Consider the following 18,391-nt stretch of genomic DNA (forward strand, 5'->3'; position numbering starts at 1 on the left):
TGCGCCGAAGCGCTTATTTTAAACTTCGTGTGGTGAAGATTGACCGTTTAGTATCATTAATGTGTCATCTAACGAAATATCAACCATGTTCTTGACGGCTATGTTAGTAAAGAAGCCAACATGAGGCGTAATAATTACGTTTGACATTGATAATAGTTTTTGGATGCGTGCATCTTGCACCCTCTGATCATGTAAATCGTGATTGAAGACACCGGACTCGTTTTCCACCGTATCTAACGCCGCGTCACCCACTTGCCCATTCTCTAAAAAAGTAATTAAATCATTTGTGTTGATAACTGGGCCACGCGAAGCATTTATTAACAACACACCGTTCTTCATTTTTAGGAAATCCGCCTCAGAGAGCAAATGAATTGAGGTTTCATTTAAATCGACATGTATACTAATTACATCACTTTGTGCCAATAGCTCATCTTTTGTAACGTAGGTAATCACATCACAAAGTGAAGTATTAGGGTTCGTATCGTAACCTAAGACGTTGACACCAATATTACTTAGTAGTTTTGCCAATGTCCCACCAATTCGCCCTACACCGACAATGCCAATGGTAACAGAATGAATTTCTCTTGCTTGTAGACCTGTCCAACGAAAATCATTGTTAGCAATCCGTTTATCAAATTCTGGCGTATGACGCAATAATCTTAGTATCTGCATAAGTGCCATTTCGGCTACTGATCTTGGTGAATAGGCTGGTACATTGGTTATTTTCAAACCAGCCTTTTTAGCCAGATCAACTTCAATCATGTCATATCCGGCGGTTCGTGTCGCTATTTGAGTTATTTGTTTAGCAATATGATCATAAAATTGTTGATTTCCACCAATTTTTGCAGTTTGTTGTATGACTAATCCGTCAATTTCTGTTAAGTCAGGTAGTGTTTCAGGATGGAAATCATCACGAGAAATCACTATTTCCACATTATTCTTTTCAGCGTAGTGATGAATAGCCTGCTCTTCGTCACTACGCACACTTGTCATCAATATTTTATTCATTTACCATTTTCTTCCATATAAGCAGTCAAACGATGCATGGCTTTTTGCAATGTTTCAATTGATGCCGCATAGCTTAGTCGAATATATCCTTCTCCTCCAGGACCAAATGACGAACCTGGAATCAAAGCTAGACCATTCTTTTGAGCTAAATCACGAGCAAAAGCAAAATCATCCTGAATATAGCCAGCCGGTATTTTAGCAAAAATGTAGAATGCTCCATCTGGTTTAGCAACTTTAAAACCAAGTCGTGTCATTGTGTCATAAACATAATCGCGTCGTTGAAGATACTCAGCCTTCATGACTAACGTATCTTGTCGCCCTGCTTCTGTTCCTAAAGCCTCTGCAGCTGCAGCCATAGCTGGATTAGAAGCAGTTGTTGTTGCAAATTGGTGAATCATCGCAATTTTTTGAACCAATTGTGCTGGACCAGCCAAAATACCAATGCGATAACCCGTCATTGCGTGTGATTTTGAAACACCATTCAGCAAAATGGTTTGTTCAGGCAAATATTTAGCCATTGATACATGACTATTTTCATATGATAGCTCAGAGTAAATCTCATCGGAAATAACAATAATGTCAGTACCACGCAAAACATCTGCAATCGCTTTTATTTGTTCATCATTGTAAGTAACCCCAGTTGGATTAGATGGGAAGTTTAGTACAACGGCTTTGATATCATCCCCATGCTTAGCAATTGCATCCTTTAGCATCTCTGGACTTAATACAAAATCATTTGACGAAGTATCGATAAATACCGGTTCAGCACCGTCTACTAACCCCACTGCTATATATAATGGAAAAATCGGTGTAGGGAGTATAATTTTATCCCCCGGATTTAATATAGTTGTGAGCGTATCATAAATAGCTTCAGTTGCTCCTATAGTCACAATAATTTCGTTAGCAGGATCGTAGTCAATATCATAACGGTCTGCCAAGAACCCACTCGCAGCCTCACGTAAATGAATCGTACCATTTGATGCAGCATAGTGTGAATCATTTGCTTCAATCGACCGAATTGCCGCTTTTTTGATGTGATCAGGTACATTAAAATCTGGTTCCCCCAGCGTCAGCTTAATAATATCTGGAATCTCACTGACCTCAATATCAAATGCTCGAATAGCTGATGGACCAACAAGTTTTAAATGTTGATTCAGGTTATTTAATAACGAGGGTTTTACTTCTGGCATAATTTTCTCCCTAATTTAACACAAAACGCACATCCAGAAAAAATTCTGAATGTGCGTTTGCTCAAATATAGATGAACTCACTAGGCATTCAGAGACTTAATCCGAATACCTACGCAAAATGCCTTAAGTACTTGGATAGTTAGCCAAAATACTTAAAGTAAAAATTTGCTGTAGTTTTGTTCATTAAATGCGACATTGTGTTAAAACCTTTTTTATTTTTTATGAGATTAATTTTAATATTAATTCAATCATTTGTCAAGTTTCTTATTAAGAAAATCACATTTTACCTTTTTGGGGTAGGCTACGGCCGCTCATAATATCATTGACAAGTAGATCGAGACGTACTTTAGTTTTTGCCCAATCATCGTTCGCTAATTCGTAGGCAACATTTTTCAATTCTTTTGGCAAGGTTACATCGCGTAAAAATTCCGGCGAGGCTATTCGTTGTTCAACCACTAATGGATCATCTCCCCGAACCTGCACACGGTCAATTAACATATCAGGATGCGTGACTGTAACGAAAATAATCACAGCTTGCTCACCTAGTTCCTGAGAATACGTAATAGCCCCCGCAGTGTCCAAGACTATTGTTGCATATGGACTTTTTTCCCAAGCGCGCTCTAATGCCTCGTATGATGAGCCATACTTATACCCAGCATACTGTACCCGTTCCAAATAATGATTCTTTTCAAAACTATTATCAGTTTCAAAATAATAGGCTATACCGGCCTCTTCCCGCTCTCGCGGGGGGCGCGTTGTATGCGTTAAAACTCGTGGCATCCGATATGTGTCTTGCAAATAGCGGGCAATTGTTGTCTTACCGACGCCTGTGGCACCAGTAATTACAAAAACTTTGTTATTTTTCATCATTCAAATTCCTTAGTTATTATTGTATCGTAAAACTATTTATAAAGTTCGACAAGTATACTTGAAATTGATAGAATAGCTGATGTACAAAACTATTAAAAATGGGAGAACTATTATGTCACTTCTTGCGCGAGCTTTTAAGCGGGAATCTGTTGATAATTACCTAAGTGCAGATTCACATATGTCGCGTGTTTTAACAACGCGCGACTTGATTAGTCTAGGAGTAGGCACAGTCATTGGTACAGGAATATTTATTTTGCCTGGCCACGAAGCCGCTGATCATGCGGGTCCAGCAGTAGCTATTGCATTTCTAATTGCTGCAATTTTCTCTGGATTATCAGGTATGGCTTTTGCTGAGTTTTCAGCCGCCATGCCAGTTGCTGGCTCAGCTTACTCATACGGGGGCGCTATTTACGGAGAAATCATTGGTTGGCTATTAGGTTGGTCATTAATTGTCGAATATTTCTTAGCAGTATCAGCAATTGCAACCGGATTTTCAGCCTACCTTGGTAATTTATTAGCTATATTTGGCATTCATATCCCAAAATATTTATCTGCCGGCCCAATGGAAGGCGGCATTGTCAATTTATTTGCAGTATTAATTATCTTATTCGTCGCTGCTATACTGTCACGAGGATTAAATACTTCAAAGAAGGTTGAAAATGGCGCAGTCGTTATCAAAATCGCTATTTTAATCTTGTTCATTGTTGGCGGATCATTTTTTATTAAAACAAGCAATTATGTACCATTTTACCCTAAAGAATTTCACAGTGGATTGGGCGGTTTGAACGGAATTTGGGCCGCAACCGCCAGCATTATTTTTGCTTTTCTAGGCTTTGATACCATCGCCGCCCACGCTGCTGAAGTTAAGAACCCACAAAAGACAATGGCCAAAGGTATTGTTGGTACGGTTATTATTTCAGCCCTATTATATACACTCTTCTCTATAGTGTTAACGGGAATTGTCAATTATAAAAAGCTTGGTGTTGATGACCCAGCAGCATTTGCGCTGCAAGTTGTCCATCAAACACAGTTCTCTATCGTCATTACTATTGGTGCGTTAATCGGTATGTTCACAGCTGTATTAGCCCTGATCTATGCCTCATCCCGTTTAACTTATTCCTTCGGCCGTGACGGTTTACTCCCCCGCAGCCTAGGTAAAATATCATCAGGATCGCATTTACCAGTAAATGCATTAATTTTGGCAGTTGCTGTTGAGGTTATTTTCGCAGGTCTTATCCCCCTCAGCACATTGGCTAGTCTAATTAACGCGGGTACTTTAACAGCATTCGCCTTTATTAATTTTGGTATCCTAATCCTTCGTCGTCGTAAAGATTTAGCTCACGATGGCTTCAAAGTGCCTGGCTATCCAATTGTACCGTTTATTGCGGGTATGATAAGTTTGTTCTTTATTACGCAGCTATCTGCCGAGACGCTCAAGATGTTCGGCCTCTGGTTAATACTTGGTATTATCTGGTACTTCTCCTATGGCATTAAGCATTCTAAATTATCATAATCTAATATAAAAAAGAACCACCGCTCAATAGAGGTGGTTCTTTTTATATTGACTATACTAATGGCGTTTTTCGGCGCATGTATGAATCAACTAATCTTTCATAAACACCTGGTTCAGCACTGTCAAGAGCTGAGCCAAGGATATCCATTGCCTGCTTGAAATTATAATCCCTCTCGTAAAACATCCGTGCTTGCTCGCTCGCAGCAGCAACACGCTCATTCGAAGCACGATAACGATTGGCATATTGTAATAGCTGTTCAGTGAGTGCAGCCTGATCAACAATTTCTTCTGTCTTTTCTTTTAATGTATCAATGTCAGCTGATACAATGTTCAATTGACGTTGTACCTCATCCATATCAATTAAATTTGTATTTAATGACTTAGCAAGACGCTTTAATTCATTTGATACGGCATAAAAATATTCCAGATAAGCAACTGGTAAACCAGGCAAGTTCATCCGTTCAACGGCGTTCTTAATTGCTTCCACTTCTTTTTGATATTGTCCACCAAGTTGTCTAGCTGATCGATCAGCTTTTTCCAAACCAGAAATTTTATCCCAAATGTCAACCTGTTGCGTCTCAATTTCTTCAAACTGCTTCAGCAATTTTTCTTGCTGAATTCGCAACTCACTGTATGATATTTCTTTGGATTCAAGCAAATCATCATTATGATTAATTTGCTCCTCTGCCATGTTGATTTGTTCAAGTAAAGTACGTCGTGTTTCCAACTCTTTATGATTAAATTGGAAGCTTTGACCTAATCTATCCAGCTCAATAGATAATGTCTGATTCTGCTCACGTAGACGTAACAAATCAGAAGATAGACGCTCGGCATTTTTAGTGACGTGCTTGCGTGCGGTTACTTCCGTTTCCATCGTTTCGTACATTGCATCAATGCGCTGTTCGATATATCCAGTTTGTTCAGTTACTTCCTTTAGCTTCAAATCTGCTAATAAATTCAAAACTTGCTGACGTTGTGAGTCAATTGCTTGAAGTTCTTGCTCCACGCTATCGTTTGGAAAAACATAACCGGCTTCTACAAGCTTAGCATGCCCTTGGGCTAATTCATTTAATTGATCAACATACTTAATGTTTAATTGATCAAACAACTCCGGAATATCAGCCATCATTTTTTCCATTTGAGTTGTTTCCATCGCTAATTGCTCATAGATATCAGAAGCCGTAGCGTGATCACCATTCTCTGTTAACTTTGTAAACTCGTCGTAGTCTGCTTCTAATTGGCTCAAAAACTTATCTAGGGCAGGGTTAGCTGGTCCAAACTTAAAGTTTTCAGCAAGCAAACGCTTACGCAATCCCTCATACTTCTTCTTAAGATCATTAATTGCCTCGCGATGCTCTTCATCAGTTTTCTTTAAATCAAGCAGGCCAGCCCGCACATCCTTAATGGTAGTTTCCGTATCATCCACCATACCTTGCAAACGTTCTAATTCATTACGCGTTTTAATAAAGTTGATGCCTCGAGCCTCAAAAAGTACTAAATTAGCTTGTTGATCAATTTTCAAAAACTTATTATTTTGAACATCATTAAAAGAACTCTCAAATGTCTGATAGTTCTTTAAAGACTGACCTGTTAAAGGTAACTTTCGTCCCTCGACAAGCTCTTCGCGAACTTTCAAAGATTCAAGTTGATCTTTTCTTGCCCTGAGGTCACTGACTTTTTTGACCGTAGTTCTTTGCATCACAAATATTGCTAAATAAGCGATGACAACCAAAAGTAATATAATTGCTAAGACTGTAAAGTTAAACATATGGATAGTTTCCAACCTTTTAATTTTCACTTTCCATCTTAGCACTTATACGATTCAATTAAAGGAGATTTGCCAAATCTCAAATCGTTTACAATTTTCTTAACAATTTGCTATTCCTTAATGGTTCTGATATCATATAATAAGTTGTTAAATTGAGTAGCAGTAAGTAAAGAAGCGCGTCAACAACGCCCCAAATCGTTAGTAAGGCCATAGCTACTGGCTCTGAGAAACGTCAAGATAGGCGCTGCACGCATCTGGTACTTACCCTCAAATGTACAGCATAATACATTTTGGAGGACATATACATGTCACGTTATACAGGTCCAAAGTGGCGTATCTCACGTCGCTTAGGTGTTTCATTGTCTGGTACTGGTAAAGAATTGTCACGTCGTGCTTACGCACCTGGTGATCACGGTGCCGGCCGTCGTGCTAAAATTTCTGAATACGGAATGCAATTGCGCGAAAAGCAAAAGTTGCGTTTCACTTATGGTTTGACTGAACGTCAATTCAAAGCTTTGTTTAACAAGGCTGGTAAGATCCGTAAGGGTACTCATGGTACTAACTTCATGATCTCATTGGAACAACGTTTAGATTCAGTTGTTTATCGTCTCGGTTTGGCAACAACACGCCAACAAGCACGTCAACTTGTTAATCATGGTCACATCTTAGTAGATGGTAAGCGCGTTGATATTCCTTCATACAACGTACAACCTGGACAAGTTGTATCTGTTCGCGAAAAGTCAAAAAACATCTTGCCTATTCAAGCTGCTATCGAATCAGTTGTGGCTCGCCCACAATTCGTATCATTAGACACTGAAAAGCTTGAAGGTTCACTCGTTCGTTTGCCAGAACGTGAAGAATTAGATGCTGATATCAACGAAGCGTTGATCGTCGAATATTACAACCACTTGGGTTAATATTTTAATTCTTAGTTGGTTGAAACGTCACCTAGACATGGTGACGTTTTTTATTTTTATTAGTAACGAGCAAAAAGGCAACCTAAAATCAGGCTGCCTTTTTGTGCGAACTTTTTTATTCGTTTAATTATTTATTTCTGGCATTTTCCAAGCATTTTTATAATCATATTGATCCCCTTCATTTACTAAAAACTGATGGACGTATATCTCTCGAACAGCATGAGCCGTGTAGAACAAGATATTTTGTTCTATTAGCCAATTATCAATTTTCAAATAAATAAGATGTCGGTCTTTTTCACTTTCAGTTTGCTTGAAAAGAAAAATCAAATGCTGTAGTTGTTCTAATAATAACGGTGTTAGCATTCTTTGTACAAGCAATGTCGGACTACTCACAAATTCAATATACGCAAATTCATCAGGGTTCATCGGAATGTCAGCCAACATGACCAAATCTGCATTTTTTTCTAAAAATTCGGTATAGTAATCTGTAGCAAAATTATAGTAAATTATTTCCATATTCAATCCTATTTTCTTAGCACGTCTTTGAATCCATTTTGAAAGTTCTTCAGCTTCTTTCGAATGTGACAACGTAGCTAGAACAATAGGCTCCCCTTGATAGTTCGCTTGATTTAATTTTTTTTGAGCCTGCGCTAATGATTTATCCCTTCGTACTGCTGAATCACGAGAATCATAATGACTGGCAGGAATTCCGCCAATGCCATCGTAAACTCGTGTATCAACAACATGATATAAAGCTGCTCGAACGAGTGGTTCTTGAATTATTGTTGGGCGTTTTAAGTTGGAAATGATGAACTCTGCGCCAGGAAATGTATGCTTCTTTTTCACATAATCATGATTGCCATAATCCGCTGGATTAAGGAGACCTGACACAACTTTCCAGTCATCTACTAAATAATAAACTACCTCATCTATCATCGGACGCAACCCGTAATAATCATCAAAAGCCGCCAGTTTGAACATCGTATCAGTGCTTTCCGTCACCTGAAATGCACCTGTTCCTACCCAATGAATTTCATCAAATTCAACATCACAATCAACAATAACATATTTTGCATCAACAACATATCTCACGAATAAGGGCTCGGGTGCTGAAAATTTGAACTGGACAATATCATCTGCTAGCAGGATGATATCCATTAAATTAACAAGTTGCCAGTACGATTCCCCCACTTCATTTCGAACTCGTTCAAACGTTCGTTTCACATCAACCGCTGTCATCGTTTTCCCATTATGAAACCGTACCCCTTTGCGCAAATAAAACGTCCAAACGGTGGCATCGTTATTTGACTGCCAATGGTGAGCCAATCCAGCTTTCAATCCTTCATCGAATTGAACTAATGTATCTCCCAACTGCAAAACTAATTGATACTCACGTCGAATGGCCACTTGAACTGGATCCAAGGTTGTAATAGGTCGCGTCGCCAACTATCTTAAAATACGTTTATTTTCACTATACGTTTGTATGCCTAAAAAATTAGTGAGATTTCCCCGAAAAGATGCCAGCCAACTGGCAGGTACTGATAATTTTAGCAAGTAAAAAATCGTTATTATGTCCTCAGTAACAATTGCTTGCTTCATCCCCATAATCACCTCATCTCTGAAGCTACTTTGAAAAATGATTTGCGTTAGATGTCCACGCCCCTGTCCGGGGTAATACTGCAAAAGTTTTTGCTCTTCATAAGCACGTAAACGACGTTTAACCTGCTTTGTTGATATCGACCAAAACTTAGCTAATTCAGAAATACTGATAGTTAGTTTTTGCCCAAATCGTTGATATGTCATTCGTAAATCAAAGTATGTCTGGTCAACCATTAATTTCACTCACCTTTTAAAGTGGACATTTTTTTATATAAATGTCCATTTTAAGATTTAGATGTCTATTTTATAATCTTAACATATCGTTTGAAAGTAGGATAAACAATATGTGGAAAAATTTACATCCAAACATCAGAAAAAGAATCCAAATTGAATTCTTAAGTCGCCTCGGAAGTTCTCTCATATTTCCTTTTATGTCAATTTACCTTTTTCATGCTTATAATGCACAAACCACAGGTGTGTTAATGATGATAAATATCGTCATTTCTTTTCTAGCTGGCATTTATGGTGGATATTTAACGGATGTATTTGGGCGACGACGTTTACTTATTTTTGGGGAGTTCATTAAGCTATTGGCTTCTATTGGTATTGTCTGCGCTAATCTACCTGTTTATCATTTTCCTTGGCTTACCTTCGTGATGATGTTTCTTGGAAATATTGCTAGTGGCTTGATTAGCCCAGCTAGTGAAGCCATGCTCATCGACGTCTCAACTGAAAAAACACGTGCTTTCATGTATGCCATCAATTATTGGGCTAATAACCTGGCATTGATGGTTGGAATGCTCATTGGTGGCTGGTTATTTGAACGACATTTCTTATTACTTACTACTATTCTAGTTATCATAAATATTAATTCATTACTTTTGACCAAATATTTAATTACTGAAACCCATGAACAAACAATTAATAAAAAAAGGCACGTTGGGTTTCAGTCTGTATTTCATAGTTACCAGATTGTATTATACGATGTTCGTTTTGTTATCTTCACATTAGGTGGCATCTTATTACTTAGTGTTGAATTTCAACGCACTAACTTTATCGCCATTCATTTGGCACAAAGTTTTATCCATACAAAATGGTTGGGTATATCATTTGATGGTGTAAAAATGTTAAGCCTATTGACAAGCATTAATACAGCTATTATCGTTTTGTTTACTGCACCAATATCTCGTTGGATAACTAATCGCAATACGAAAAAAATATTTGTAATGGGTACTACATTATTTACGTTAGGCTACGCTCTGCAAGCATACGTCAACACGCTACCCTTATTAATTTTGTCAAGCTTCATATTATCTTTTGGTGAATTGATGTATGTCCCAACACGTCAATCAAAATTAGCCGATTTAATGCCAGAAAATAAACGTGGCGCCTACCTTGCTTTTAATGGTTCAATTTTTCAATTAGGAAAAGTCATTGCATCATCAATGCTGATTGGTGCACCATTTCTTGGTTCGTTTGGTATAGCTACCACAATTATTTCCCTGGGCTTAGGAGCGATTATCTTAACTCTTTGGGCACTACATTTAATACCAGATAGCCGAAACAACATGTAGGTTTATCATTGTGCTCCATTGACTGAGAGTTTAGGTATAAATTAACGACTAAGATAACGTATAATAGGAGTATCAAATATTAATGGAGAAAATCATGGACGTCAATGAACGCTTACAACAAGAACAGCTCGGTAATGGCAGCCCAAAAATTAACCCTGATGAGCAAAACCGTTATCTTGGCACGTTCCGAGAACGTGTCATTGTCGCAATTAAGGTATCTCAATTGGGCAATTCAAACATCCAATCACAATTTGCCGCATCACTTAAATCACACAGTATTGGTAAGGTTCTAATTGATCAGCAACTTGCCGGCGACTATTTTTCAACGTATGTTGGTTTAGCAACGAAGAGCAACCATACTTTCACCTTGCTTTCCGACTCTACAAAATCCGCACATCAAGAGGATCCAATTGCAGTGGTACTAGCCGCTAATACTGCTGTCAATGTAGATAATATTTACTTAGGATAAACGTTTATGACACAAGAACCGCTAGCGTACCGTATGCGCCCCACAAAAATTGAAGAGATTGTTGGCCAACAACATTTAGTTGGTGAAGGCAAAATCATCTGGCGCATGGTCGCTGCTCATCGGCTGAGTTCGATGATTTTATACGGACCGCCTGGTACTGGTAAAACATCAATAGCTAGTGCCATCGCCGGTTCATCAAAATATGCGTTTCGCATGCTAAACGCTGCTACCGATAGCCAAAAAGACTTGCAAATCGTTGTCGAAGAAGCAAAAATGTCAGGGACTGTCGTCTTATTACTAGACGAAATTCATCGTTTAAACAAAATCAAACAAGACTTTTTACTACCACATTTGGAATCTGGAGCAATTATATTAATTGGTGCGACGACAGAAAATCCTTATATTAATGTCACACCAGCTATTCGTTCCAGAACGCAAATATTTGAAGTTAACAGTCTAAGTGAAACAGATATCACAAACGCCGTTAAACGAGCCATTGCTGATAAAGAAAAAGGCCTTGGGCAATACAATATCGTTCTCGATGATAACGCTATGTTGCAATTATCGCGAGCAACAAATGGAGATTTACGTAGTGCTTTAAATGGTTTAGAATTAGCAGTTTTATCAACAAAAGCAGATAAAAAGGGTGTCGTTCATATCAGTTTGCCAATCATCGAAGAGACTGTGCAACGGAAAGCATTATCAGCAGATAAAGATGGGGATGCGCATTATGATGTGATTTCAGCACTGCAAAAGTCAATTCGCGGATCCGACACCGATGCGGCGTTACACTACGCTGCCCGCATTATCGAATCCGGTGATTTACCGATTTTAGCACGCCGACTTACCGTTATTGCCTACGAAGATGTCGGGTTGGCAAATCCACCGGCAGCTCAGCGAGCAGTCACTGCTATTCAAGCCGCACAAACACTAGGATTCCCAGAAGCCAGAATTCCGCTCGCCAATGCTATTATTGAGCTCTCTCTCTCTCCTAAATCTAATTCAGCCTATAAAGCAATTGACTCGGCCATTAGTGATGTTCGTCATGGCAAATCTTACGATATACCTAATCATTTAAAAGACGCACATTATAAGGGCTCTTCGGAGCTGAATCACGGTGTAGATTACACATATCCGCACGACTATGATAATGATTGGGTAGCTCAGCAATACTTACCAGATAAAATGACAAACATTCAGTACTTTCACCCTAAAGGTAATTCGAAAGTTGAACAACAATTATTTGATGTATATCAGACACTAAAATCGCGACAACAAAACGGGCTAAACTAAAAAGTCAAGTCTTTTAGTTAGCGAGTTTTCGCGTTATAATACTATATGAATTCCTCAGATATACGCATTGCTACATCATCAGCTTTTTCCTTACAACTTTTATTTTCGGTTGGGAATTCATGACTTAGAAGATATGCCCTTTCATTCGGTAATCTGACAATCTTGATGAACCATCCACCTCGATAATTTCGAGGAAAATCTGCGTAGCGATTAACGGTATTAATTGAGTGTTCCGGGCTAAGCCCGTGCGTCCACATTCGTGGGCGCTTTTTGTATAAATTAAAACCCGTGTTTAATTAGGTTAAAGAACATACTATTAATTTTATTATGAAAGCGCTATACTAGAGGTGTAGAAGAAGAACACATTGCATATTGCAAGAAGGGATGTTATTATGACAGCAAATTATCATAGGATTTTAGTACCAATGGATGGATCAAAAGAATCTGAAGCTGCATTAACGCGTGCGGTTGAACTGACCTTGGATGCTGGTGATGAAGGCGTCTTGTCAATTTTAAACGTTATCGATACCCGTGCATTTCAAAATGTGGCTAGTTTCGACGATACAATGGTCGAAGCAGTGTCAGATGAAACGCGTAAGAGCTTAGAAAAATATAAAACACAGGCAATTGAAGCTGGTGTTAAAAATGTTGATTATCTAATCGAATATGGTTCACCCAAGTCATTAATCGCTAAAGATGTACCTAACGAAGTCAATGCTGATTTGATTGTTATTGGTGCAACTGGATTAAACGCTGTAGAACGTTTAGTTATTGGTTCTGTTACTGAATTCGTAACGAGATCTGCTAAAGTGGACGTCCTAGTAGTTCGCGGTTAAGTTATTACTCATAAAAAAGACACTACAATGATGCAGTGTCTTTTTTTGTATGCCTTTATTTATATTGTTTTAGATCAACATCTTTTAGAGCAATTAGCTTCGTTTTGTGAGAAACTTTGTACCAAAAATATAAGATTACAAACAAAGGAACTGATAAGTAAGTCACAAATATTTTTTCCCAATTTAGATGGGCAAAACTGTCCGGATCCTGACCAATAATAACACCAATAGAAATTACTAGCGCAAATAGTGGACCAAATGGGAACCACTTAGCCTTGTATTTCAAATCAGACAGACTCTTTCCTTGCGCCACATAAGCTCTTCGGAAGCGATAATGAGAGATAGCAATGCCGACCCAAGCGATGAATCCAGTTAACCCAGAGGCATTGACCAGCCAAGTATAAGCAACTGATCCCCCTTTGGTGTTAGCAATAAATGCTAATAGGCCAATCGCAGTAGTTAATACTAAGGCTGCAACTGGTACCCCTCTACTTGAAAGCTTGGCAAAAATTTTAGGGGCATCGCCTTTACGCGCCATAGCGTACAACATCCGTGTAGAAGCATATGAACCTGAATTTGCTGACGAAACAATTGATGTTAAAATAACTGCATTCATTAAACTAGCCGCAAAAGCAATTCCTGCATTTTTAAATACAATAGTAAATGGTGAGACAGCAATGTTTTGTGTAGAAGAACTCAACAAGCGCGGATCTTTATAGTAAACCAAAGCGGAAATGACAAAAATTGCCAGAATATAAAACAGTAAGATACGCCAAAACACTTGATTTATCGCCTTAGGAACTGACTTATCAGGATCCTTAGCTTCTCCAGCAGTAATACCAATTAACTCAGTTCCTTGAAAAGAAAATCCGGCAACAACGAATACTGACAAAACAGCTTGAGGTCCACCAACAAATCCGTGATTACCGACCGACAAGTTTTTCATGACATTGATGTCAGAATGAATTACACCAAAAATAGTAGCCAGACCAACAACTAGGAAAGCAATGATAGTTATCACCTTAATCATTGATAACCAAAACTCTGCTTCACCAAAAGTACCAACCGAAAAGATATTAATCAAAAAGATAAGTAATAACGCAACTGCGGAAAATATCCATCCAGGTGTATGTGGAAACCAGAACTCAGCTACTAAACCAACAGCAACAATATCAACAGCAAGCGTGATAGCCCAATTGAACCAATAGTTCCAACCCATTGCAAATCCCAATGCGGGATCAACATATTTTCCAGCATAATCAGAAAATGAACCTGATGTTGGTGAATATGTAGCCATTTCCCCCAGTGAGGTCATCAAAAAATAAACCATTACACCAATAGCTAAATAAGCAACAATAGCTCCTAGTGGTCCAGCTTGAGCAACAGTTGCTCCTGATGCTACAAATAATCCCGTTCCTATTGAACCACCTAATGCAATCATCGACACATGTCGCGTTTTCAATCTACGCTGTATGTGTCCATTATGTTCAGACATAATATCTCCTTCTCAAAATAAAAAACCTCTTCACAACAAACGGAAGAGGTTTAAAAAGTCATTATTAATCACTTTTCAAAGCGCACCGCAATTTTGCGACAGTCTAGCAACTATTAATCACTAGCCCAAGAATTATCTTGCCAGATAATTCTTTCGGCAACCTTCCCTTTTACATGATTTCAACATCCTGGCGGACTTCATCATGCGACTCATGTCGGTTGCAACCTCTTTGACACAATCAAAATAATAACACACTTATACGCGCCCGTCAATTTCAAGTACCTTTTGCCAATGTCGCGCCCGTTTATAATATTGTTGTGCACTAAACTGCCACCAAAAATAGCCAAAGGTGATTGCTCCCAACCCACTAGTCAATGCCATATGATGAGACTGAATACGGGCTAGCATAATTGATAACCAAAACAAACCAATGACAATATTGATCATCACTTGAATTTTTCTCGACTTGACCAAATGTGGCATAATAATGACCAACAGCAAGAGCAATTGCAACCACCACACCAACAATAAGTTAGGTATAGTTTCACCTATTTTAGGGCCATCCTGCCAATGAATGCGTAAAATAATTGTAATAACCCATGTCAGCAACATCGCAACAAGTTGTGTAATGGCAAACCACCAGGCAGCAATCTTATAATTTATGAAATAAAGAAATGCTACCATGACCGCTATCAATGGGATGACGACCCAATAATGGGAAAAAAGATTACCTAACCCTAAGTATAGGGGTATTTTCAACGATAAAATATTGTTTACTGCAAAATCTGTAGTCGCGTCCAGAACTTGCATAAATATCATATGAAATCGAACTTGAATACCTAAAAAAACAAAAATAATGCCAAAAGTAATAATTAAAATTTTTCTTAGTTTATCCGGTGGAATTAACATTATTTATAATTGTGATGATACAGATAAGCATATTCAAATTGAACTGACACAAACATAGTTTTATGACGACAATAATACTCAATTGACACCGCTTACTCACATTCTCCCAAATATTAAATTTCTACAAACTCATTTGCTTATAGCTCTTAATAATTGTAGCATTATATGAGATATAATTATAAAAAAAAGCTGATATGGTTAAAATTTAATCTTGACTTTAACTTGGTCCGATATCATTACTATCAGTTGGTTTTTGCCGATATTTTTAGTCGTGCTCTTAAATATCTATCACATGGCAGATGAATTATTGCTAGATGAATAATCTCAAAATATGGTGAGAACAATAGTTACTATTTTTTGATTAATCGTTAGTTTCCAGTCTTTTGCCTTTGTTACCCCAAAAATAGCAGTATATCGATACAACTCGGTAGCTGTCTTTATTATCTTACAAACCGCCATATTTCATTGGCCAAAACAATCGAGAGACCGTTATGAAAAAAAATAAACAAACTGCAGTTAAGTCCAGAATTGCTCGCTATTCAAAAAGTAGTCACAAACTACGAAATATTATCTTACTTGTTGTCGGTCTCTTACTTATCGTGTCGGGCACATTTGCTTGGATGGCTATCCATAATACTAAATCAGCAATTGATAAAACATACAAGAGCAGTGGCGTCACTAAATCCCGAAACGTCTCAAGCGTTGTTCAAAGTGGAAAGCCTTTGTCTATTTTGTTGTTTGGAACGGATACCGGCGAATTAGGACGTACCTACAAAGGACGTACCGATTCAATGATGTTGCTTCTTGTTAACCCCAAGACAAAAAAAACAACAATGATTTCTATTCCTCGTGATGCAATGGTTTCTATTCCGGGATACGAAAGTACTTTCCCTCAAAAAATAAATGCAGCTTACGCCTATGGTTCAACGGCAACTGCTATTAAAACTGTAGAATCTTACTTAAACATTCCTATTGATTTTTATGCCTTAGTCAATATGTCAGGTTTGGAAAAAATGGTCACTCAAGTTGGAGGGATTTCTGTTAAGTCTCCAATTGATTTCACTTATAGTCAAGAGACAGCTCATGATTACGGTGAAAACCTGTACCGTTTCCACAAGGGAAGCACAGGCTATGAACATTCTGATGATAATGGGGTAACTTGGTCAGCAACCAAGCATGTTATGACCGGTGATGCAGCCCTTGCATTCTCGCGCATGCGTTACGATGATCCAGACGGTGATTATGGGCGACAAAAACGTCAACGATTAGTATTAGAAGCGTTAATTAAAAAATCAGCTAATGTTTCTAGTTTATTAAATACCAAGTTTATGAACACAATGAGTTCAAATGTTCAAACTGATTTATCATTTGGTGACTTAACTACAATTGCTAGCAAATATATTAACGCCGCAAAGAAAATTGTTACAGAACATATTCAAGGTGTTAGTACGAGCTATCCTGATTCCGAAGGTAATAATGTTTCATATGAAGTTGTTACTCAAAAAGAAAAACAACGTGTTACTAATTTAGCTCGTAACGCCCTTGGCTTGAAGCATGCTTCTACTGGTTCAGCCTACGGCGGCGATATACCAAGTTCTCTGCAAACAATAGCTGATTCTCTCCGACCAGCAGATGATGAATCAACAGATTCTGATGATGATTCTTCAAACTAAAAAAATTAACTGAACTAAAAAAGACGTTGTGATAACGTCTTTTTTTATTTGTGTTTTATCTTATATTACAGCACGACCATGTTGAAAAATTTGCTTCTGTTCTTGCTGCAAAACTTTCATATTATTAATTGGATTTTCCCGAATCACCATAAAATCTGCATATTGACCAACCGCAATAGCACCATAGTTATCATTAATTCCCATCATTTTAGCTGCGTTAACAGTTGCTGATTTCAGAACTTGCTGAGGCGTCATATGGCCAAATTCAACCATCATATCCATTTCAACAGCACTTTCATTTCCAAAACCATTGAACGGTGTACCAGAATCTGTTCCCATTACAATATTCACTCCCGCCGCTGCTGCTTTCTCGATACTTTTTTGATGTGCCTCCCAGTGTGTAATGGCTCGTTCAATCATCCATGATGGCACTTCATCTGGTTGATCAATAATCCTCTTCATAGCAATCATTGTTGGTACGACAGATGTTCCTTTGTTTTTCATCAATTCTATCGATTCGTCATCAATATGAAAAGCATGTTCTACAGAATCAACTCCAGCTCGGACGGCAATTTTTATTCCTTCGGCACCTTGAGCATGTGCCGCAACTTTAATTCCTTTTTTATGTGCTTCAATCACACCTGCTCGAACTTCATCTTCATTTAATTGAACCTGATCTGGGTTCTCAAAATCTCCAGCACTCACACCGCCAGTCACCATAAGCTTGATTACTTGGGCACCATTTTTCATTGCTTGACGTACTGCCTTACGAACCTCATCAATACCATCAACTTCAATACCACCACCATTGCTACCATGGCCACCTGTCATTGAAAAGGCTGCACCACTAGCAACCATCATCGGCCCTTGAATATTACCTTCACGTTGCATACGTGCAATTTCAATATCAGTCATACGTGCTGTGCCAACATTTCGTACAACCGTTACACCATAATGAAGCATTTTTTTCATATTATTTTCGGCCACAATAACCGCTCGAACATGCTCTGCATCGCTATCGACACCAAATTTTTCCTTACCAAATTCATGGTTCACATCAGAGTCAATGTGAATGTGCGCATTAATTAATCCTGGCATAATGTATTTTCCCGCCATATTGATAGCATTTTCGATATCAGGGCCATCACCTTTTCCAACATCAATATAGCGTCCTGATTGTTCATCAACAATAACGTACCTATTTGGATCAAACTCACCTGTTTGTGCATTAAAGCCATTAAAATTGTAATATTTTGTTTTTGTCATTTGATAATCTC

Annotated in this window: 16 protein-coding genes and 1 riboswitch; of the genes, 7 read left to right on the forward strand and 9 right to left on the reverse strand. The window is 38.2% G+C overall.

Features of this window, described 5'->3' with window-relative positions; all coding sequences use genetic code 11:
• Window positions 1–18: 18 nt before the first annotated feature.
• The 3 genes from JNUCC76_RS09745 to JNUCC76_RS09755 all read right to left on the reverse strand — a co-directional run bounded on the left by JNUCC76_RS09745 (window position 19) and on the right by JNUCC76_RS09755 (window position 3,065).
• The gene (locus tag JNUCC76_RS09745; protein WP_454154421.1) at window positions 19–1,008 is read right to left on the reverse strand and encodes a D-2-hydroxyacid dehydrogenase; all 990 of its coding nucleotides are present in this window, start codon (window positions 1,006–1,008) and stop codon (window positions 19–21) included.
• Entirely contained in the window at window positions 1,005–2,198 is a 1,194-nt protein-coding gene (locus JNUCC76_RS09750; protein ID WP_454154423.1) for an aminotransferase class I/II-fold pyridoxal phosphate-dependent enzyme, read from the reverse strand. Before JNUCC76_RS09750 ends, JNUCC76_RS09745 begins: the two co-directional genes overlap by 4 nt.
• 276 nt (window positions 2,199–2,474) lie before the next feature.
• On the reverse strand, window positions 2,475–3,065 hold the full coding sequence (locus tag JNUCC76_RS09755) for a guanylate kinase (RefSeq protein ID WP_454156561.1): 591 nt from the start codon (window positions 3,063–3,065) through the stop codon (window positions 2,475–2,477).
• Between the two features lie 115 nt (window positions 3,066–3,180).
• On the opposite strand from JNUCC76_RS09755, the gene JNUCC76_RS09760 reads away from it, so the two are divergent.
• Window positions 3,181–4,581 carry an APC family permease gene (locus JNUCC76_RS09760; RefSeq protein WP_454154425.1) on the forward strand — a complete coding sequence of 467 codons (1,401 nt, stop codon included), beginning with the start codon at window positions 3,181–3,183 and terminating at the stop codon, window positions 4,579–4,581.
• 52 nt (window positions 4,582–4,633) lie between these two features.
• Here the strand turns inward: JNUCC76_RS09760 and ezrA are convergent, their stop codons facing one another.
• The gene (ezrA, locus tag JNUCC76_RS09765; protein ID WP_454154427.1) at window positions 4,634–6,349 is read right to left on the reverse strand and encodes a septation ring formation regulator EzrA; all 1,716 of its coding nucleotides are present in this window, start codon (window positions 6,347–6,349) and stop codon (window positions 4,634–4,636) included.
• 305 nt (window positions 6,350–6,654) lie between these two features.
• On the opposite strand from ezrA, the gene rpsD reads away from it, so the two are divergent.
• Window positions 6,655–7,266, forward strand: a complete 612-nt coding sequence (rpsD, locus tag JNUCC76_RS09770) for a 30S ribosomal protein S4 (RefSeq protein ID WP_072614252.1) — start codon at window positions 6,655–6,657, stop codon at window positions 7,264–7,266.
• A gap of 123 nt (window positions 7,267–7,389) precedes the next feature.
• On the opposite strand, the gene JNUCC76_RS09775 is transcribed toward rpsD, so the two are convergent.
• The gene (locus tag JNUCC76_RS09775; protein ID WP_454154429.1) at window positions 7,390–8,712 is read right to left on the reverse strand and encodes an ABC transporter substrate-binding protein; all 1,323 of its coding nucleotides are present in this window, start codon (window positions 8,710–8,712) and stop codon (window positions 7,390–7,392) included.
• A complete protein-coding gene (locus JNUCC76_RS09780; protein ID WP_454154431.1) occupies window positions 8,713–9,099 on the reverse strand; it encodes an SgrR family transcriptional regulator in 387 nt (128 codons plus the stop codon). It lies immediately after the preceding gene.
• Between the two features lie 110 nt (window positions 9,100–9,209).
• On the opposite strand from JNUCC76_RS09780, the gene JNUCC76_RS09785 reads away from it, so the two are divergent.
• From JNUCC76_RS09785 to JNUCC76_RS09800, 4 genes are all read left to right on the forward strand, one after another.
• On the forward strand, window positions 9,210–10,439 hold the full coding sequence (locus JNUCC76_RS09785) for an MDR family MFS transporter (protein WP_454154433.1): 1,230 nt from the start codon (window positions 9,210–9,212) through the stop codon (window positions 10,437–10,439).
• A 94-nt stretch (window positions 10,440–10,533) separates the two neighbouring features.
• Window positions 10,534–10,908: a YueI family protein gene (locus JNUCC76_RS09790; protein ID WP_454154435.1), complete on the forward strand. Its 375-nt coding sequence runs from the start codon at window positions 10,534–10,536 to the stop codon at window positions 10,906–10,908.
• Window positions 10,909–10,914: 6 nt separating this feature from the next.
• Entirely contained in the window at window positions 10,915–12,201 is a 1,287-nt protein-coding gene (locus JNUCC76_RS09795; protein ID WP_454154437.1) for a replication-associated recombination protein A, read from the forward strand.
• Window positions 12,202–12,593: 392 nt separating this feature from the next.
• Window positions 12,594–13,037 (forward strand): universal stress protein, encoded by a 444-nt coding sequence (locus JNUCC76_RS09800; protein ID WP_454154439.1) that lies wholly within the window; start codon window positions 12,594–12,596, stop codon window positions 13,035–13,037.
• Between the two features lie 55 nt (window positions 13,038–13,092).
• On the opposite strand, the gene JNUCC76_RS09805 is transcribed toward JNUCC76_RS09800, so the two are convergent.
• Both JNUCC76_RS09805 and JNUCC76_RS09810 read right to left on the reverse strand, forming a co-directional pair.
• Entirely contained in the window at window positions 13,093–14,532 is a 1,440-nt protein-coding gene (locus JNUCC76_RS09805) for an amino acid permease (protein WP_454154441.1), read from the reverse strand.
• Between the two features lie 70 nt (window positions 14,533–14,602).
• Window positions 14,603–14,770, reverse strand: a riboswitch (Lysine riboswitch).
• A 17-nt stretch (window positions 14,771–14,787) separates the two neighbouring features.
• Window positions 14,788–15,216: a hypothetical protein gene (locus JNUCC76_RS09810; RefSeq protein WP_454154443.1), complete on the reverse strand. Its 429-nt coding sequence runs from the start codon at window positions 15,214–15,216 to the stop codon at window positions 14,788–14,790.
• 716 nt (window positions 15,217–15,932) lie between these two features.
• Between JNUCC76_RS09810 and JNUCC76_RS09815 the strand changes: the two genes are divergently transcribed.
• A complete protein-coding gene (locus JNUCC76_RS09815; RefSeq protein WP_454154444.1) occupies window positions 15,933–17,114 on the forward strand; it encodes an LCP family protein in 1,182 nt (393 codons plus the stop codon).
• Window positions 17,115–17,174: 60 nt separating this feature from the next.
• Here JNUCC76_RS09815 and JNUCC76_RS09820 read toward each other — a convergent pair whose 3' ends face one another.
• Window positions 17,175–18,380 carry a metal-dependent hydrolase family protein gene (locus JNUCC76_RS09820; RefSeq protein ID WP_454154446.1) on the reverse strand — a complete coding sequence of 402 codons (1,206 nt, stop codon included), beginning with the start codon at window positions 18,378–18,380 and terminating at the stop codon, window positions 17,175–17,177.
• Between the last annotated feature and the right edge of the window lie 11 nt (window positions 18,381–18,391).

The sequence above is a fragment of the Leuconostoc sp. JNUCC 76 genome, from assembly GCF_053667755.1.

Bases quoted from the DNA above. Each gene is read 5' to 3' on its own strand.
- JNUCC76_RS09745 (WP_454154421.1), bottom strand. From the start codon at position 1,008: ATGAATAAAATATTGATGACAAGTGTGCGTAGTGACGAAGAGCAGGCT.
- JNUCC76_RS09750 (WP_454154423.1), bottom strand. From the start codon at position 2,198: ATGCCAGAAGTAAAACCCTCGTTATTAAATAACCTGAATCAACATTTA.
- JNUCC76_RS09755 (WP_454156561.1), bottom strand. From the start codon at position 3,065: ATGAAAAATAACAAAGTTTTTGTAATTACTGGTGCCACAGGCGTCGGT.
- JNUCC76_RS09760 (WP_454154425.1), top strand. From the start codon at position 3,181: ATGTCACTTCTTGCGCGAGCTTTTAAGCGGGAATCTGTTGATAATTAC.
- ezrA (WP_454154427.1), bottom strand. From the start codon at position 6,349: ATGTTTAACTTTACAGTCTTAGCAATTATATTACTTTTGGTTGTCATC.
- rpsD (WP_072614252.1), top strand. From the start codon at position 6,655: ATGTCACGTTATACAGGTCCAAAGTGGCGTATCTCACGTCGCTTAGGT.
- JNUCC76_RS09780 (WP_454154431.1), bottom strand. From the start codon at position 9,099: ATGGTTGACCAGACATACTTTGATTTACGAATGACATATCAACGATTT.
- JNUCC76_RS09785 (WP_454154433.1), top strand. From the start codon at position 9,210: ATGTGGAAAAATTTACATCCAAACATCAGAAAAAGAATCCAAATTGAA.
- JNUCC76_RS09790 (WP_454154435.1), top strand. From the start codon at position 10,534: ATGGACGTCAATGAACGCTTACAACAAGAACAGCTCGGTAATGGCAGC.
- JNUCC76_RS09795 (WP_454154437.1), top strand. From the start codon at position 10,915: ATGACACAAGAACCGCTAGCGTACCGTATGCGCCCCACAAAAATTGAA.
- JNUCC76_RS09800 (WP_454154439.1), top strand. From the start codon at position 12,594: ATGACAGCAAATTATCATAGGATTTTAGTACCAATGGATGGATCAAAA.
- JNUCC76_RS09805 (WP_454154441.1), bottom strand. From the start codon at position 14,532: ATGTCTGAACATAATGGACACATACAGCGTAGATTGAAAACGCGACAT.
- JNUCC76_RS09810 (WP_454154443.1), bottom strand. From the start codon at position 15,216: ATGGTAGCATTTCTTTATTTCATAAATTATAAGATTGCTGCCTGGTGG.
- JNUCC76_RS09815 (WP_454154444.1), top strand. From the start codon at position 15,933: ATGAAAAAAAATAAACAAACTGCAGTTAAGTCCAGAATTGCTCGCTAT.
- JNUCC76_RS09820 (WP_454154446.1), bottom strand. From the start codon at position 18,380: ATGACAAAAACAAAATATTACAATTTTAATGGCTTTAATGCACAAACA.